This is a genomic window from Streptomyces viridosporus T7A, assembly GCF_008704515.1.
GTDB classification, from domain to species: domain Bacteria; phylum Actinomycetota; class Actinomycetes; order Streptomycetales; family Streptomycetaceae; genus Streptomyces; species Streptomyces viridosporus.
This window is the reverse complement of record NZ_CP023700.1, coordinates 2,260,651-2,276,217: the sequence shown is the minus strand read 5'-3', so window position 1 is coordinate 2,276,217 and position 15,567 is coordinate 2,260,651. Positions and strand designations below refer to the sequence as shown.

Genomic DNA, 15,567 nt, shown 5'->3' with positions numbered 1-15,567 from the left:
TTCCGCACCTCTGAAGGGACATCAACGATGATGCGACGTACTCGACGTACCACCCTGCTCACCGGATGCACCGCCCTCGTCCTCGCCGTCGGCGCGACCGCCTGCGGCGGCGGCGAGCCCGTCACGGCCGGCGGCGGCGACAAGTCGCTCGGCGGCCAGACCGTCACCGTCGCCGGCGTCTGGTCCGGCAGCGAGCAGAAGAACTTCCAGAAGGTGCTGGACGCCTTCACCGAGAAGACCGGCGCCAAGACCCAGTTCGTGTCCACCGGCGACAACGTCTCCACCGTCGTCGGCAGCAAGATCGAGGGCGGCAACGCCCCCGACGTCGTCATGGTCCCGCAGGTCGGCGTGCTCAAGCAGTTCGCCGAGAAGGGCTGGCTCAAGCCGCTGGACGAGAAGGTCCGGGACACCGTGGAGAACAACTTCGCCGAGGTGTGGCGCAACTACGGCAGCGTCGACGGCACCCTGTACGGCCTGTACTTCAAGGCCGCCCACAAGTCGACCGTCTGGTACAGCCCCGAGGCCCTCGAACAGGCCGGCGTCACGCCGCCGAAGACGTACGAGGCGATGCTGGAGAGCGGGCGGACCATCTCCGACTCCGGCCTCGCCGCCTTCTCGGTCGCCGGGCAGGACGGCTGGACGCTCACCGACTGGTTCGAGAACGTCTACCTCTCCCAGGCCGGGCCCGAGAAGTACGACGCCCTGGCCGCGCACGAGATCAAGTGGACCGACCCGACGGTGGTCGAGGCGCTCACCACGCTCGGCAAGCTCTTCAAGGACAAGCAGCTCATCGAGGGCGGCCAGAAGGGGGCCCTCAACACCGACTTCCCCGGCTCGGTGGAGAAGGTCTTCGGCCCCAAGGCCGAGGCGGCCATGGTCTACGAGGGCGACTTCGTCGCGGGCGTCGCCAAGGACCAGTTCGGGAAGACCATCGGCACCGACGCGAACTTCTTCCCCTTCCCGCCGGTCGGCTCCGGCAAGGCCCCCGTGGTCAGCGGCGGCGACGCGGCCGTCGTCCTCAAGGACGGCAAGAACGCCGAGGCCGGCATGGCGCTCCTGGAGTACCTGGCCACCGCCGAGGCCGCCGCCGTGTGGGCCGAGGCGGGCGGCTTCCTCTCCCCGAACAAGGAGCTGGACCTCTCCTCCTACGGCGACGACGTCACCCGGGCCACCGCCAAGTCCCTGATCGACGCCGGCGACTCGGTCCGCTTCGACATGTCCGACCAGGCCCCGGCGGCCTTCGGCGGCACCAAGGGCGCCGGCGAGTGGAAGATCCTCCAGGACTTCCTGCGCGACCCGTCCGACCCGAAGAAGACCGCGGCCGAGCTCGAGGACGCCGCGGCCAAGGCGTACGGGAACTGACGACCATGACCGCCACACTGGTGAAAGAGGCGGGCCCTCCGGCGCCCGCGCACCCCGGCGGCGCGCGCGGCGGACGCCCGCGCCGCCGGGGGCGGGTCGTCGCCCTGCTGTTCGTGCTCCCCGCGCTGCTCCTGCTGGGCGCGCTGGTGGTGTACCCGGTGCTGTTCTCCGTGGGCCGCAGCCTCTTCGACGCCTCCGGGAACGAGTTCGTGGGCGCGGGGAACTACACCGAGATGTTCCGCGACCCGACCACCCTCAAGGCCGTCCGGAACACCGCGATCTGGGTCGTCGTCGCCCCCGCCCTGCTCACCGGCCTGGGACTGATCCTGGCCGTGCTGGTGGAGAAGGTCCGCTGGGCCACCGCCTTCAAACTGCTGCTGTTCATGCCGATGGCGGTGTCCTTCCTGGCCGCCGGCATCATCTTCCGGCTCGCCTACGACCAGGACCCGGACAAGGGCGTCCTGAACGCCGCCGCGGTCACCGTCCACGACGCCTTCAAGGGCACCTCGTCCTACCCGACCGCCCGCGCCCGCGACGACGAGGGCCTGACCCGGCAGGCGGACGGCTCCTACGTCACCGGCGCGGACGTCTCGCCCGGCGGCACGGCGGCGCTGGGCCTGGTCGGCGTCGCCCCCAAGGACCTCCCGGACGACGCCGGACCCGCCCACGCGGCGGCCTCGCGCCGGGCCGGCGCCGACGAGGTGCGCGGTGTGGTGTACCTCGACTTCACCCCCGGCGGAGGGGGGAAGCCGGGGGTGGTCGACCGGGAGGAGAGCGGACTGCCCGGGATGAAGGTCGAGGCGCTCCGCGACGGCAGGACGGTCGCGAGCACGACCACCGCGTCCGACGGCTCGTTCCGCCTCACCGGCCTGGAGAGCGGCTCGTACGCGCTGAAGCTGCCCGCCGCCAACTTCGCACCGCCCTACGAGGGCATCTCCTGGCTCGGACCGACCCTCGTCACGCCGGCGATCATCGGCGCCTACCTGTGGATCTGGACCGGCTTCGCGATGGTGCTGATCGGGGCCGGTCTGTCCACCCTGCCCCGGGACGCGCTGGAGGCGGCGCGGATGGACGGGGCCAATGAGTGGCAGATCTTCCGCCGCATCACCGTCCCGCTGCTCGCACCGGTGCTCACCGTCGTCTTCGTGACCCTGGTGATCAACGTGATGAAGGTCTTCGACCTCGTCTACATCATCGCGCCCGGGCCCGTGCAGGAGGACGCGACCGTGCTCGCGACGCAGATGTGGCTGGTGTCGTTCGGCGGAGGCAACAACCAGGGGCTCGGCAGCGCGCTCGGTGTGCTGCTGCTCCTCCTGGTCGTCCCGGCGATGGTCTTCAACGTCCGCCGTTTCCGAAGGAGTCAGCGATGAACGCGATCCGTCGCGGTCTGAGCAGCGCGGTGGTGCAGGCCTTCCTGGTCGTGATCGGCCTGGTGTGGATGACCCCGCTGGCCGGACTGTTCCTGTCCTCGCTGCGCTCCGCCGAGGACACGGCCGAGGGCGGCTGGTGGACCGTGTTCACCGACCCCGGGCAGCTGTCCTTCGACAACTACGCGGCGCTGCTGGAGAACTCCGGCATGACGCAGGCGTTCTGGAACACCGTGCTGATCTCGGTGCCGACGACCGTCCTGGTCGTGGTCGTCGCCGCGCTCGCCGGATACGCCTTCGCCTGGCTGGACTTCCCGGGGCGCGAGCCGATCTTCCTGGTCGTGGTCGCGCTGCTGGTCGTCCCCGTCCAGATCGGGCTGCTGCCGGTGGCCAAACTCTTCGGTCAACTGGGCCTGTTCGGCACCATCCCCGGGGTCGTGCTGTTCCACGTGGCGTACGGGCTGCCGTTCGCGGTGTTCCTGCTGCGGAACTACTTCGCCGAGATGCCCAAGGAGATGCTGGAGGCCGCCCGGATGGACGGCGGCAGCGAGTGGCGCATCTTCACCCGGCTCGTCCTCCCCGTCGGCCGCCCGGCGATCGCCAGCCTCGCCATCTTCCAGTTCCTGTGGGTCTGGAACGACATGCTGGTCGCCCTGCTCTTCGCCGACAGCTCCTCCCAGCCGCTGACGGTGGAACTCCAGTCGCAGATCAGGCAGTTCGGCAGCAACATCGATGTCCTGGCGCCGGGCGCGTTCTTGTCGCTGGTGGTGCCGGTGGTCGTGTTCTTCGCCTTCCAGCGGCACTTCGTGCAAGGGGTGATGGCGGGATCGGTGAAGTGACGCCCGCACCCGTCGAACGCACGGACCCCCGCCTCGTCAGGAAGCGGGGGTCCGTGCGTTCGACGGGTGCGTCAGGCCGACGCCGCCGGGTACAGCGAGCGCGGCAGCTGCGACGCCGCCGCCGAGTCCAGCAGCCACAGCGTGCGGGCACGGCCGTACGCGCCCGCGGCCGGGGCCTGGATCTCGCCCGCGCCCGACAGGGCGATCGCCGCCGCCTCGGCCTTGTCCTCGCCGGCCGCGAGCAGCCACACCTCGCGGGCCGCGCGGATCGCCGGGAGGGTGAGGGTCACCCGGGTCGGCGGGGGCTTGGGCGCGCCGTGCACGCCCACCACCGTGCGCTCCGTCTCCCGGACCGCCGGGAGCTCCGGGAAGAGGGAGGCCACGTGCGTGTCCGGGCCGACGCCCAGCATCAGGACGTCGAACGCCGGGACGGGGCCGTGGTTCTCCGGAGCGGCCGCGCGGGCCAGCTCCTGGGCGTAGGCGGCCGCCGCCGCGTCCACGTCGGCGCCGTGCGGTCCGTCGGACGCGGGCATGGCGTGCACGCGCTCCGGATCCAGCGGCACCGCGTCGAGCAGCGCCTTCCGGGCCTGGGTGACATTGCGCTCCGGGTCGCCCTCCGGCAGGAACCGCTCGTCGCCCCACCACAGGTCGAGCCGGCCCCAGTCGATCGCGTCCCGGGCCGGGGCCGCCGCCAGCGCGGCCAGCAGGCCGTTGCCGTTGCGGCCACCGGTCAGGACCACGGACGCCGAACCCCGGGAGGCCTGGGCGTCCACGATCTTCGTGATCAGCCGGGCCGCCGCGGCCTGCGCCATCAGCTCCTTGTCGCGGTGCACGACCAGCTGCGGTGTCGTACTCACTTCGTCGCCGTCCTCTTCACCGGTGCCTGCGCCGTCGCCCGGTCCGCGGGACCCTTCGCGACCGACTCGACGGGCGCGGGGACCGCCGCGCGCTCCGACTCCCCTTTGGCCGGCGCCTCACCCGGCCCGCCCGGCGCGTTTGAGGGCTTCTTCAGCCGCTCCACGCCGTAGCGCAGCGCCGACGCGTACGTGTCGTCCGGGTCCAGGCGCCGCAGCTCCTCCGCGATCAGCTCCGCCGTGTCCCGGCGCTTGAGCGCCACCGCGCGCTTGGGCTGGCCCTGGATGGACAGCGTCGCCAGCGAACCGTCGGCACGGTCCAGCACGATCGGGCCGCAGTCGGTGTCCAGGCGGACCGCCGTGAGCCCCGGACCGCTCGACAGCGAGCGCTTCACCGGGACGTCCAGCCGGTCCGCGAGCCACATCGCCAGCAGCTCGCAGCTCGGGTTGAACTCCTCGCCCTCCACCTCGGCGCCCACCACCTGGCAGGCCACCTGGTCCAGGGCCGCGGCCAGCATCGAACGCCACGGCGTGATGCGGGTCCAGGACAGGTCCGTGTCGCCCGGGGTGTAGGCGTCGGCGCGGGCCACCAGCTCCTGGACCGGCCGCTCGCAGGCGTAGGTGTCGGTCACCCGGCGCTGGGCCAGCGCGCCCAGCGGGTCCTTCGCCGGGTCCAGCGGGGCGTTGACCGGCCACCAGACCACCACCGGGGCGTCCGGCAGCAGCAGCGGCAGCACCACCGACTGGGCGTGGTCGACGACCTCGCCGTACAGCCGCAGCACCACCGTCTCGCCGGTGCCCGCGTCCGCGCCCACCCGCACCTCGGCGTCCAGGCGGGACTGCGTGCGGTCGCGGGGCGAGCGGGAGACGCGCCTGATGACCACGAGCATGCGCGAGGGGTGTTCGTGCGAGGCGTCGCCGGCCGCCTTCAGCGCGTCGTAGGCGTTCTCCTCGTCCGTCACGATGACCAGGGTGAGCACCATGCCCACGGCCGGTGTGCCGATGGCCCGGCGGCCCTGCACCAGCGCCTTGTTGATCTTGCTGGCCGTGGTGTCCGTGAGATCGATCTTCATGGCCGGCGCCAGCTCCGTCCGTCTCGCTCGAGCATTTCGTCCGCCTCGACGGGTCCCCACGTACCGGCCGCGTACTGGGCCGGCCTGCCGTTGGCGTCCCAGTACTCCTCGATCGGGTCGAGGATCTTCCAGGACAGCTCGACCTCCTCCGTGCGCGGGAAGAGGTTGGAGTCGCCGAGCAGCACGTCGAGGATCAGCCGTTCGTACGCCTCCGGGCTGGACTCGGTGAACGACTCGCCGTAGGCGAAGTCCATCGACACGTCCCGGATCTCCATCGACGTGCCCGGCACCTTGGAGCCGAAGCGCACCGTGACGCCCTCGTCCGGCTGGACGCGGATCACGATGGCGTTGGAGCCCAGTTCCTCGGTGGCGGTGGAGTCGAAGGGGGAGTGCGGCGCCCGCTGGAAGACCACCGCGATCTCGGTGACCCGGCGGCCCAGCCGCTTGCCGGTGCGCAGGTAGAAGGGGACGCCCGCCCAGCGGCGGTTGTCGATGCCCAGCTTGACCGCCGCGTAGGTGTCGGTCTTCGAGGAGGAGTCGATGCCCTCCTCCTCCAGGTACCCGATGACCTTCGCGCCGCCCTGCCAGCCGGCCGCGTACTGCCCGCGCACGGTGTCCCGGCCCAGGTCCTTCGGCAGCCGGACGGCGCCGAGCACCTTGGTCTTCTCCGCGGCCAGCGCGTCCGCGTCGAAGGAGGCGGGCTCCTCCATCGCGGTGAGCGCGAGCAGCTGCAGGAGGTGGTTCTGGATGACGTCGCGGGCGGCGCCGATGCCGTCGTAGTAGCCGGCCCGGCCGCCGATGCCGATGTCCTCGGCCATGGTGATCTGCACGTGGTCCACGTAGGACCGGTTCCAGACGGGCTCGAACATCTGGTTGGCGAAGCGCAGCGCCAGGATGTTCTGGACCGTCTCCTTGCCCAGGTAGTGGTCGATCCGGAAGACCTGGTCCGGGGCGAACACCTCGTGGACGATCGCGTTCAGCTCCTCGGCCGACCTCAGGTCGTGGCCGAAGGGCTTCTCGATGACCGCGCGGCGCCAGGAGCCGTCCTTCTGGTCGGCCAGTCCGTGCTTCTTCAGCTGCTGGATGACCACCGGGAAGGAGCGCGGCGGCACCGAGAGGTAGAAGGCGAAGTTGCCGCCCGTGCCCTGGGCCTTGTCCAGCTCCTCGATCGTGGCGCGCAGCCGCTCGAAGGACTCGTCGTCGTCGAAGGTGCCCTGCACGAACCGCATGCCCTGGATGAGCTGCTGCCAGACCTCCTCGCGGAAGGGGGTGCGGGCGTGCTCCTTGACCGCGTCGTGGACCACCTGGGCGAAGTCCTCGTTCGCCCACTCGCGGCGGGCGAAGCCGACCAGCGAGAAGCCCGGCGGCAGCAGACCTCGGTTGGCGAGGTCGTACACGGCCGGCATCAGCTTCTTGCGCGACAGGTCGCCCGTCACGCCGAAGATGACCAGGCCCGACGGCCCCGCGATGCGCGGGAGCCGTCGGTCTGCGGGGTCACGCAGCGGGTTGCTGCTGGACAACGTGTCAGCCCTCCGCGGGGGCGAGGCGCTGCAGCTCCGCCTCGGTCGACTTCAGCAGGTCGTTCCAGGAGGCCTCGAACTTCTCGACGCCCTCCTCCTCCAGGAGCCGCACCACGTCGTCGTACTCGATGCCGAGCCTCTCCACGGCGTCGAGGTCGGCGCGGGCCTGCTCGTAGGTCCCGGCGACGGTGTTGCCGGTGATCTCGCCGTGGTCCTCGGTGGCCAGCAGGGTGGCCTCCGGCATGGTGTTGACCGTGTTGGGGGCCACCAGATCGGTGACGTACATGGTGTCGCTGTACGCCTTGTCCTTCACCCCGGTGGAGGCCCACAGCGGGCGCTGCTTGTTGGCGCCCTCACGCTCCAGCGCGTTCCAGCGGTCCGAGGAGAAGACCTCCTCGTACGCCTGGTAGGCGAGGCGGGCGTTGGCGACGGCGGCCTTGCCGCGCAGCGCCTTGGCCTCGTCGGTGCCGAGCGCGTCGATCCGCTTGTCGATCTCGGTGTCCACGCGGGAGACGAAGAACGAGGCCACGGAGTGGATCTTCGACAGCTCCAGGCCGCGCTCCCTGGCCTTCTCCAGACCGGTCAGGAACGCGTCCATGACCTTGCGGTAGCGCTCCAGGGAGAAGATCAGCGTCACGTTGACGCTGATGCCCAGGCCGATGACCTCGGCGATCGCCGGGATGCCGGCCTCGGTCGCCGGGATCTTGATGAGGGTGTTGGGCCGGTCCACCAGCCAGGCCAGCTGCTTGGCCTCGGCGACGGTGGCGCGGGTGTTGTGGGCCAGGCGCGGGTCGACCTCGATGGAGACCCGGCCGTCCCGGCCGTCGGTGGCGTCGAAGACCGGGCGCAGGATGTCGGCGGCGTCGCGGACGTCCGCCGTGGTGATCATGCGGATGGCCTCTTCGACGGTGACCTTGCGGGCGGCGAGGTCGGTCAGCTGCGTGTCGTAGCCGTCGCCCTCGCTGATCGCCTTCTGGAAGATCGTCGGGTTGGTGGTGACGCCCACGACGTGCTGCTGGTCGATCAGCTCGGCGAGGTTGCCGGACGTGATCCGCTTGCGCGACAGGTCGTCCAGCCAGATCGCGACGCCTTCCTCGGAAAGGCGCTTGAGTGCGTCTGTCATGGAAATTCCATCTCCTACGTGTCGTATGTGAGCGTCAGCGCTGAGCTGCGGCAATCGATTCCCGCGCGACGGCGGCCACGTTCTCGGCGGTGAAACCGAACTCCTCGAACAGCACCTTGCCGTCCGCCGACGCACCGAAGTGCTCCAGGGACACGATGCGGCCGGCGTCCCCCACGTACCGGTGCCAGGTGAGTCCGATCCCCGCCTCGATCGCGACGCGCGCCTTCACGGACGGCGGCAGGACGCTGTCCCGGTACCCCTGGTCCTGCTCCTCGAACCACTCGACCGACGGCATGGACACCACGCGCGTCGGCACACCGTCGGCCTGGAGCCGCTCGCGCGCCTCGACGGCGACGTGCACCTCGGAACCGGTCGCGATCAGCACGACCTGCGGTTCGCCGCCGTCGGCCTCGAACATCACGTAGCCGCCGCGCGCCGCGTCCTCGTTCGGCTCGTACGTCGGCACGCCCTGGCGGGTGAGGGCCAGACCGTGCGGGGCGCCCTTGCCGAACTCCTTGGTCCAGCGCTTGAGGATCTCGCGCCAGGCGATCGCGGTCTCGTTCGCGTCGGCCGGGCGGACGACGTTCAGGCCCGGGATCGCGCGCAGCGAGGCCAGGTGCTCGACCGGCTGGTGGGTCGGGCCGTCCTCGCCCAGGCCGATGGAGTCGTGCGTCCACACGTACGTCACCGGCAGGTGCATCAGCGCCGACAGGCGCACCGCGTTGCGCATGTAGTCGGAGAACACCAGGAAGGTGCCGGCGTAGATCCGGGTGTTGCCGTGCAGCGCGATGCCGTTCATCTCCGCGGCCATGGCGTGCTCGCGGATGCCGAAGTGGATCGTGCGGCCGTACGGGTCGGCCTCGGGCAGCGGGTTGCCCGCCGGGAGGAACGACGACGTCTTGTCGATCGTGGTGTTGTTGGAGCCGGCCAGGTCGGCCGAACCGCCCCACAGCTCCGGGATCACCGCGCCGAGCGCCTGGAGCACCTTGCCGGAGGCGGCGCGGGTGGCGACGCCCTTGCCCGGCTCGAAGACCGGGAGCTTGTCCTCCCAGCCCTCGGGCAGCTCACCGGCCGCGATGCGGTCGTACTCGGCCGCGCGCTCCGGGTTGCCGCTGCGCCACTCCTGGAACGACTTCTCCCACTCCGCGCGGTCCTGCTTGCCCCGCTCCAGCGCCTTGCGGGTGTGACCGATGACCTCGTCGGAGACCTCGAAGGTCTGCTCCGGGTCGAAGCCCAGGACGCGCTTGGTGGCCGCCACCTCCTCGTCGCCCAGCGCCGAGCCGTGGGCGGCCTCGGTGTTCTGCGCGTTCGGGGCCGGCCAGGCGATGATCGAGCGCATCGCGATGAAGGACGGCCGGTCGGTGACCTTCTTCGCCTCCTGGATCGCGTCGTAGATCGCGTTCGGGTCCAGGTCGCCGTCCGGCTTCGGGGCCACCCGCTGCACGTGCCAGCCGTAGGCCTCGTACCGCTTGACGGTGTCCTCGGAGACGGCCGTCTCCGTGTCGCCCTCGATCGAGATGTGGTTGTCGTCCCACAGCAGGATCAGGTTGCCGAGCTTCTGGTGGCCGGCCAGCGAGGACGCCTCGGCGGAGATGCCCTCCTGCAGGCAGCCGTCGCCGGCGATGCAGTAGACGAAGTGGTCGAAGGGGGACTCGCCCTCGGCGGCCTCCGGGTCGAACAGGCCGCGCTCGTAGCGGGCGGCCATCGCCATGCCGACGGCGTTGGCGACGCCCTGGCCCAGCGGGCCGGTCGTCGTCTCCACGCCCTTGGTGTGCCCGTACTCCGGGTGGCCCGGGGTCTTCGAGCCCCAGGTGCGGAAGGCCTTCAGGTCGTCCAGCTCCAGGCCGAAGCCGGCCAGGTACAGCTGGGTGTAGAGGGTCAGGGACGAATGGCCGGCGGACAGCACGAAGCGGTCGCGGCCGACCCAGTCGGGGTCCGACGGGTCGTGCCGCATCACCTTCTGGAAGAGGGTGTAGGCGGCAGGCGCCAGGCTCATCGCCGTACCCGGATGGCCGTTACCGACCTTCTGTACGGCATCGGCGGCCAGGACGCGGGCGGTGTCGACGGCCCGCTGGTCCAACTCGGTCCACTCGAGGTCTGTGGTGGTCGGCTTGGTGCTCACCCTGAGTCAGGGCTCCTCTCCACATGTCGGATGCCGGTGTCTGCCCACCGGCGAGGTCGAGCCTACCCCCGTAGGACGTGCCTTCTTTCGAGTCATTCCAGACTGTGGGAACTCCCGTGGATCCGCCTCCTGACTAGGGCATCGACGTATTCGGCAGATGAATACGGAGCCGCTCATCCGGGTGCTCAATCGAGCTGGAAAGCGCACCTCGGAGACCGCCGCACAACACGACCGGACCCCCGGGGATGTCCGGGTCTGGGCAACGTCTACAGTGGCGTGGTACGCGCGAGCCCTTTACCGCCGTTTCCCATCGCGGGGGCTTGCTGGGATCTCTGTAGGGGTGTGCGTGACGGCCGTTGAATCCCGTCCAGCGGGAATGCTCGGGACGAGCCAGAGCCCGGCCCATCGGCCGTTCGGGGCGCGTGTCATGGCGTTCGTGGCTCTCACCAAGCCGCGGATCATCGAGCTGCTGCTCATCACCACCGTCCCGGTGATGTTCCTGGCGCAGCAGGGTGTGCCCGACCTGAAGCTGGTGCTGCTGACCTGCGTCGGCGGCTACCTGTCCGCGGGCGGTGCCAACGCGCTCAACATGTACATCGACCGCGACATCGACGCGCTGATGGACCGCACCTCCCAGCGCCCGCTGGTGACCGGCATGGTCAGCCCGCGCGAGTGCCTGGCCTTCGGCATCACCCTTGCGGTCGTCTCGACGCTGCTGTTCGGCCTCACCGTCAACTGGCTGTCGGCCTGGCTCGCCCTCGGCGCGCTCCTCTTCTACGTCGTCGTCTACACGATGATCCTCAAGCGGCGCACGGCGCAGAACATCGTGTGGGGCGGCATCGCCGGCTGCATGCCGGTGCTGATCGGCTGGTCCTCGGTGACGAACTCCCTCTCGTGGGCCCCGCTCGTCCTCTTCATGGTCATCTTCTTCTGGACGCCGCCGCACTACTGGCCGCTGTCCATGAAGGTCAAGGACGACTACGCGCGCGTGGGCGTGCCGATGCTGCCGGTCATCGCCGGCAACAAGGCGGTCGCCAAGCAGATCGTGATCTACAGCTGGGTCATGGTCGGCGTGTCCCTGCTGCTCACCCCGCTGGGCTACACGGGCTGGTTCTACACCGCGGTCGCCCTCGCCGCCGGCGGCTGGTGGCTGTGGGAGGCGCACGCGCTGCTGAACCGCGCGAAGGCCGAGGTGACCGGCGCCAAGCTGAAGGAGATGCGCCTGTTCCACTGGTCCATCACCTATGTGTCGCTGCTCTTCGTGGCGATCGCGGTGGACCCGTTCCTGAGGTGACCGCCTGCTGACGCCGATCGGGCGGGGGACGTGGCCAAGGCCACGGACCCCGCCGTCGCCGTTTGATCTACTCGTCGGTAGCATCCTGGTCATGGCAGACACGCAGCAGGTGGACCCGAAGGCCGAGCAGAAGGCGGCCCGGCTCGCCCAGCAGATCAGCGGCTTCGCCAAGGCGCACGGCGGCGCCGAGGGGCAGATCGCCTACCTCGGCCAGCGCGGCGCCCGGATCGTGCTCGTCGGCGAGGACGGCGGCTGGGGCGATCTCGTCGCACCCTCCTACGCGATCGCCGAGAGGGCGGTGGAGAAGGCGGGGATCACCGTCCACGAGGACTTCGACGGCGAGTTCGCGGCCAAGGTCAGGACCGGCCCGTACGAGTGGAGCCGTATGGCGGGCATCCAGGTGGGCGGTCCCTCCAACGGCTGACCGGCCCGACCGCAACACCTCTGCGCCGGTTCACCCGTTAGGACGTGTAGGCAGCACAGCGTCCAGACGGGGAGCCCCGGATGATCGACCCGCCGTCCCTCGTGGACCAGTACTGCCACGGCGTACTGCGCACGGAGCTGGGCCTCGGCACCTTCGAGGCCCAGCTGGCCCGCACCGAGGGGCCGCCCGCCCCCGGCACCACCCTCTTCGACACCCAGACCGGGTTCGCCGTACGCCGCTGGTGCCCGCCCCTGCTCGGCCTGGAGCCGCACTGCCCGCCCGCCCGCTATCTCGCCCGGCGCCGTGAGCTGGGCGTCGTCGAGGCGGGACGCCGGCTGCTGCGGGGCAGCGGCATCACCACCTACCTGGTCGACACGGGACCGCCCGGCGACCTCACCGGTCCCGCCGAGCTGGCCGCGGCCGGGGACGCCGAGGCCCACGAGATCGTCCCCCTGGAGCAACTGGCCGAACAGGTCGCCGACACCTCCGGCACCGTCGAGTCCTTCCTGGCCAACCTCGACGAGTCCGTGCACGGCGCCGCCGCGCACGCCGTCGCCTTCGCCTCCGTCGCCGGCCTGCGGCACGGGCTGGCCCTCGCCCCCGAGCCGCCCGGGCCCAGGGAGGTGCGCGGCGCGGCCGGGCGCTGGCTGGCCGCCCGCCGGGCCGGGGACGAGCTGAGCGACCCGGTGCTGCTGCGCCACCTGCTGTGGAGCGCGGTCGCCTCGGCCCGCCCCCTGCAGCTGCACGCGGGACTCGGCGCGCCGGGCGCCCGCGTCGACCGCGCCGACCCGGTGCTGCTGACCGACTTCGTCCGGGCCACCGCCGGCCTCCGCGCCGACCTCGTGCTGCTGCACGGCTACCCGTACCACCGCCACGCCGCCCACCTCGCCGGTGTCTTCCCGCACGTCTACACCGACGCCGGCGCCGCCCTCGTGCGCACCGGCGCCCGCGCGGCGACCGTCCTCGCGGAGATCCTGGAACTCGCCCCCTTCGGCAAGATCCTCTTCTCCACCGGCGCCCAGGGGCTGCCCGAGCTGCACGTCGTCGGCGCCCGGCTGTTCCGCGAGGCGCTCGACCGGGTGCTCGGCACCTGGGTGGCGGAGGGCGCGTGGGCAGCGGCGGACGCGGGGCGGGTGGGCGCGATGATCGCCTCGGGGAACGCGGGCCGGGTGTACGGGCTGGAGCGGACGGGCGGAGGGCCGGGACCCCGATGAGGTCCCGGCCCGTGCCCGCCGGCTCCGGCGGGTCCGTCGCCCTGCTCGGCCCTACTTGATCGTCCAGCCCACGCTGCCGACCCCCGAGCTGTAGAACGCGCAGACGCCCGAGGACTCGCCGTACTGTCCGGGCCGCAGCGTCACCCACTGGCCCGAGACGTCCGGAGCCCGGCCGCAGACGATCTCGGCGCGGAAGGTGATGGTGCCGGCGGTGTTGTTCTTGCAGCCGACGATGCCGTGGTCCGGGTTGTTGTGGTGCACCCGGCCGTCGCAGTCGACGCCCAGCGGGGCGGACGGAGCGGCCTGGGCCGGAGCGGCCACGCCGCCGACCGTGAGGGCCAGCGCCGAGACCAGGGTGGCCAGGCCTGCGGTGACGATGTTCTTCCTGCGGTCCATGTGTTCCCCCGTGAGGTGGTTCTGCCGGTGGTTACCGGCTCCCAGTGAAGGGCACGGCGGGCGCTGCGGGAACCTGGGATGTCCGAGGGTGCTAACGGGGAACGGGGGTGAACGGGGGTGGGGTGGGGAGCGGGGAACGGCCCGCCTACGCCTTGGCCAGGGACGTCTCGGTCGCCGGCCCCGGCACCTCCGCCACCGCCCCGGGACGCTCGCGCAGCGACAGCAGGACCCGGAGCACCCAGATCCACATCACGCAGGAGCCGAACATGTGCAGGCCGACCAGGACCTCGGGGAGGTCGGTGAAGTACTGCACGTAACCGATCACCCCCTGCGCGAGGATGATCAGGAACAGCTCGCGGGTGCGGTCCAGCGGGCCCTTGGGGGCGTCGACCGCCTTGAGGACGAACCACAGGGCGAACGTCAGCGTCACCACGATCCACGCCAGCACGGCGTGCATCTTGCTCACCGTCTCCCAGTCGACCGGCATCCGCTCGACCTCGCTGGAGTCGCCCGCGTGCGGGCCCGCGCCGGTCACCACCGTGCCGACCGCGATCAGCAGCACGGACGCGGCCACCAGGAACCACACGAGCTGCCGCACGGCCTTGCCGACCAGCGGACGGGGCTCCGCGTCACCCTCCCGGGTGCGGTGCCACATCACGGTGGCGACCGCGATCAGCGCCGAGGAGAGCAGGAAGTGCGCCGCGACCGTGTACGGGTTCAGGCCGACGAGCACCACGATGCCGCCGAGGATCGCGTTGCCCATGACGATCCAGAACTGCGCCCAGCCCAGCCGGGTCAGGCGGCGCCGGTAGGGCTTCTGCGACCGCGCGGCGATGATCGCCCAGCCGACGGCGGCGCAGAGCACGTAGGTCAGCAGGCGGTTGCCGAACTCGATGACGCCGTGCACGCCCATCTCGCGGGTGGCGGCGATCGAGTCCTCGGTGCACTTGGGCCAGGTGGGGCAGCCCAGGCCGGAGCCGGTCAGCCGCACGGCGCCGCCGGTGACCACGATGACCACCGACATGACGAGCGCGACGAGGGCCGCCCGCCGGACCGTCCGGGGATCCGGGGTCCAGCGTGCGGCGATGAAGGCGAGCGGGTTGCGCACGGCCGCCGAGGCGTCGGCGCGAGTCACGTTTGGCACGCGTCCCATCGTAGGGCGCCGCTTGTGCACACTTTCACGAGGGTCGCCCACATCACGCCCTCCGGGCCCGGAGGCCCCGGGCTCACTCCCAGCGGAAGAACCTCCCGGCGGCCGCCAGCCCCGCGACCGCCCAGACGGCGAGGATCCCGAGGTTGCCCCACGGCATCCCGGCCCCGTGCTGGAGCACGTCCCGCAGCCCCTCCGACAGCGCGGAGATCGGCAGCAGGCCGAGCACGTCCTGCGCCGCGCCGGGGAACTTGTCCAGCGGCACGACCACCCCGCCGCCGACGAGCAGCAGCAGGAACACCAGGTTGGCCGCGGCCAGCGTCGCCTCGGCCTTCAGGGTGCCCGCCATCAGCAGGCCGAGCCCGGAGAAGGCGGCCGTGCCCAGCACCAGCAGCAGGAGCACCGCGAACGGGTTGCCCTGCGGCGACCAGCCGAGCACGAGGGCGATCACCGTGACCAGGAGGACCTGGAGGACCTCGGTGACCAGCACGGACAGCGTCTTCGCGGTCATCAGGCCCCAGCGCGGCAGCGGGGACGAGGCCAGCCGCTTCAGCACCCCGTACCGGCGCTCGAAGCCGGTCGCGATGGCCTGCCCGGTGAACGCCGTCGACATCACGGCGAGCGCGAGGATGCCCGGGGCGAGGAAGTCCACCGTCTCGCCCTCACCGGTGTCCACGATGTCCACGGTGCTGAACAGCACCAGCAGCAGGGTGGGGATGACCACCGTCAGCAGCAGCTGCTCGCCGTTGCGCAGCAGCATCTTCGTCTCGAGCACGGCCTGCGCGGCGATCATGCGGGGGAGCGGTGCCGCCCCCGGCTTCGGTGAGTA

At 71.3% G+C, this 15,567-nt stretch carries 14 protein-coding genes; 6 read left to right on the top strand and 8 right to left on the bottom strand.

Annotation, left to right across the window (positions count from 1 at the left end; all coding sequences use genetic code 11):
* The first annotated feature begins 27 nt into the window (after positions 1–27).
* The 3 genes from CP969_RS10730 to CP969_RS10720 are packed head-to-tail and all read left to right on the top strand — an operon-like array spanning position 28 to position 3,568.
* Complete coding sequence (locus CP969_RS10730) at positions 28–1,362, top strand: ABC transporter substrate-binding protein (protein WP_016826785.1); 1,335 nt, start codon at positions 28–30, stop codon at positions 1,360–1,362.
* Between the two features lie 5 nt (positions 1,363–1,367).
* Positions 1,368–2,732, top strand: a complete 1,365-nt coding sequence (locus CP969_RS10725) for an ABC transporter permease (protein ID WP_016826786.1) — start codon at positions 1,368–1,370, stop codon at positions 2,730–2,732.
* Entirely contained in the window at positions 2,729–3,568 is an 840-nt protein-coding gene (locus tag CP969_RS10720; protein WP_004989586.1) for a carbohydrate ABC transporter permease, read from the top strand. Before CP969_RS10725 ends, CP969_RS10720 begins: the two co-directional genes overlap by 4 nt.
* 71 nt (positions 3,569–3,639) lie before the next feature.
* Here the strand turns inward: CP969_RS10720 and pgl are convergent, their stop codons facing one another.
* Genes pgl through tkt form a run of 5 tightly spaced genes read right to left on the bottom strand, consistent with a single transcriptional unit; the run spans position 3,640 to position 10,260 of the window.
* On the bottom strand, positions 3,640–4,425 hold the full coding sequence (gene pgl, locus CP969_RS10715; RefSeq protein ID WP_016826787.1) for a 6-phosphogluconolactonase: 786 nt from the start codon (positions 4,423–4,425) through the stop codon (positions 3,640–3,642).
* Complete coding sequence (opcA, locus tag CP969_RS10710; RefSeq protein WP_004989590.1) at positions 4,422–5,495, bottom strand: glucose-6-phosphate dehydrogenase assembly protein OpcA; 1,074 nt, start codon at positions 5,493–5,495, stop codon at positions 4,422–4,424. The genes pgl and opcA overlap by 4 nt, the downstream gene beginning before the upstream one ends.
* The gene (gene zwf / locus CP969_RS10705; protein ID WP_004989592.1) at positions 5,492–7,015 is read right to left on the bottom strand and encodes a glucose-6-phosphate dehydrogenase; all 1,524 of its coding nucleotides are present in this window, start codon (positions 7,013–7,015) and stop codon (positions 5,492–5,494) included. Before zwf ends, opcA begins: the two co-directional genes overlap by 4 nt.
* Positions 7,016–7,019: 4 nt before the next feature.
* Entirely contained in the window at positions 7,020–8,138 is a 1,119-nt protein-coding gene (gene tal, locus CP969_RS10700; RefSeq protein WP_004989594.1) for a transaldolase, read from the bottom strand.
* A gap of 34 nt (positions 8,139–8,172) precedes the next feature.
* Positions 8,173–10,260 (bottom strand): transketolase, encoded by a 2,088-nt coding sequence (gene tkt, locus CP969_RS10695; RefSeq protein WP_004989596.1) that lies wholly within the window; start codon positions 10,258–10,260, stop codon positions 8,173–8,175.
* A gap of 376 nt (positions 10,261–10,636) precedes the next feature.
* Here tkt and CP969_RS10685 point away from each other — a divergent pair, with 376 nt between their 5' ends.
* From CP969_RS10685 to CP969_RS10675, 3 genes are all read left to right on the top strand, one after another.
* Positions 10,637–11,554, top strand: a complete 918-nt coding sequence (locus tag CP969_RS10685; protein ID WP_004989610.1) for a heme o synthase — start codon at positions 10,637–10,639, stop codon at positions 11,552–11,554.
* Positions 11,555–11,645: 91 nt separating this feature from the next.
* Positions 11,646–11,978: a hypothetical protein gene (locus CP969_RS10680; protein WP_016826789.1), complete on the top strand. Its 333-nt coding sequence runs from the start codon at positions 11,646–11,648 to the stop codon at positions 11,976–11,978.
* An 80-nt stretch (positions 11,979–12,058) separates the two neighbouring features.
* Positions 12,059–13,192 carry an amidohydrolase family protein gene (locus CP969_RS10675; RefSeq protein ID WP_016826790.1) on the top strand — a complete coding sequence of 378 codons (1,134 nt, stop codon included), beginning with the start codon at positions 12,059–12,061 and terminating at the stop codon, positions 13,190–13,192.
* A gap of 51 nt (positions 13,193–13,243) precedes the next feature.
* Here the strand turns inward: CP969_RS10675 and CP969_RS10670 are convergent, their stop codons facing one another.
* The 3 genes from CP969_RS10670 to CP969_RS10660 all read right to left on the bottom strand — a co-directional run bounded on the left by CP969_RS10670 (position 13,244) and on the right by CP969_RS10660 (position 15,531).
* Entirely contained in the window at positions 13,244–13,588 is a 345-nt protein-coding gene (locus CP969_RS10670; protein WP_004989614.1) for a hypothetical protein, read from the bottom strand.
* A 145-nt stretch (positions 13,589–13,733) separates the two neighbouring features.
* Complete coding sequence (locus tag CP969_RS10665) at positions 13,734–14,741, bottom strand: COX15/CtaA family protein (protein WP_039831245.1); 1,008 nt, start codon at positions 14,739–14,741, stop codon at positions 13,734–13,736.
* A gap of 73 nt (positions 14,742–14,814) precedes the next feature.
* Positions 14,815–15,531: an ABC transporter permease gene (locus tag CP969_RS10660; protein ID WP_050793904.1), complete on the bottom strand. Its 717-nt coding sequence runs from the start codon at positions 15,529–15,531 to the stop codon at positions 14,815–14,817.
* Positions 15,532–15,567 lie beyond the last annotated feature (36 nt).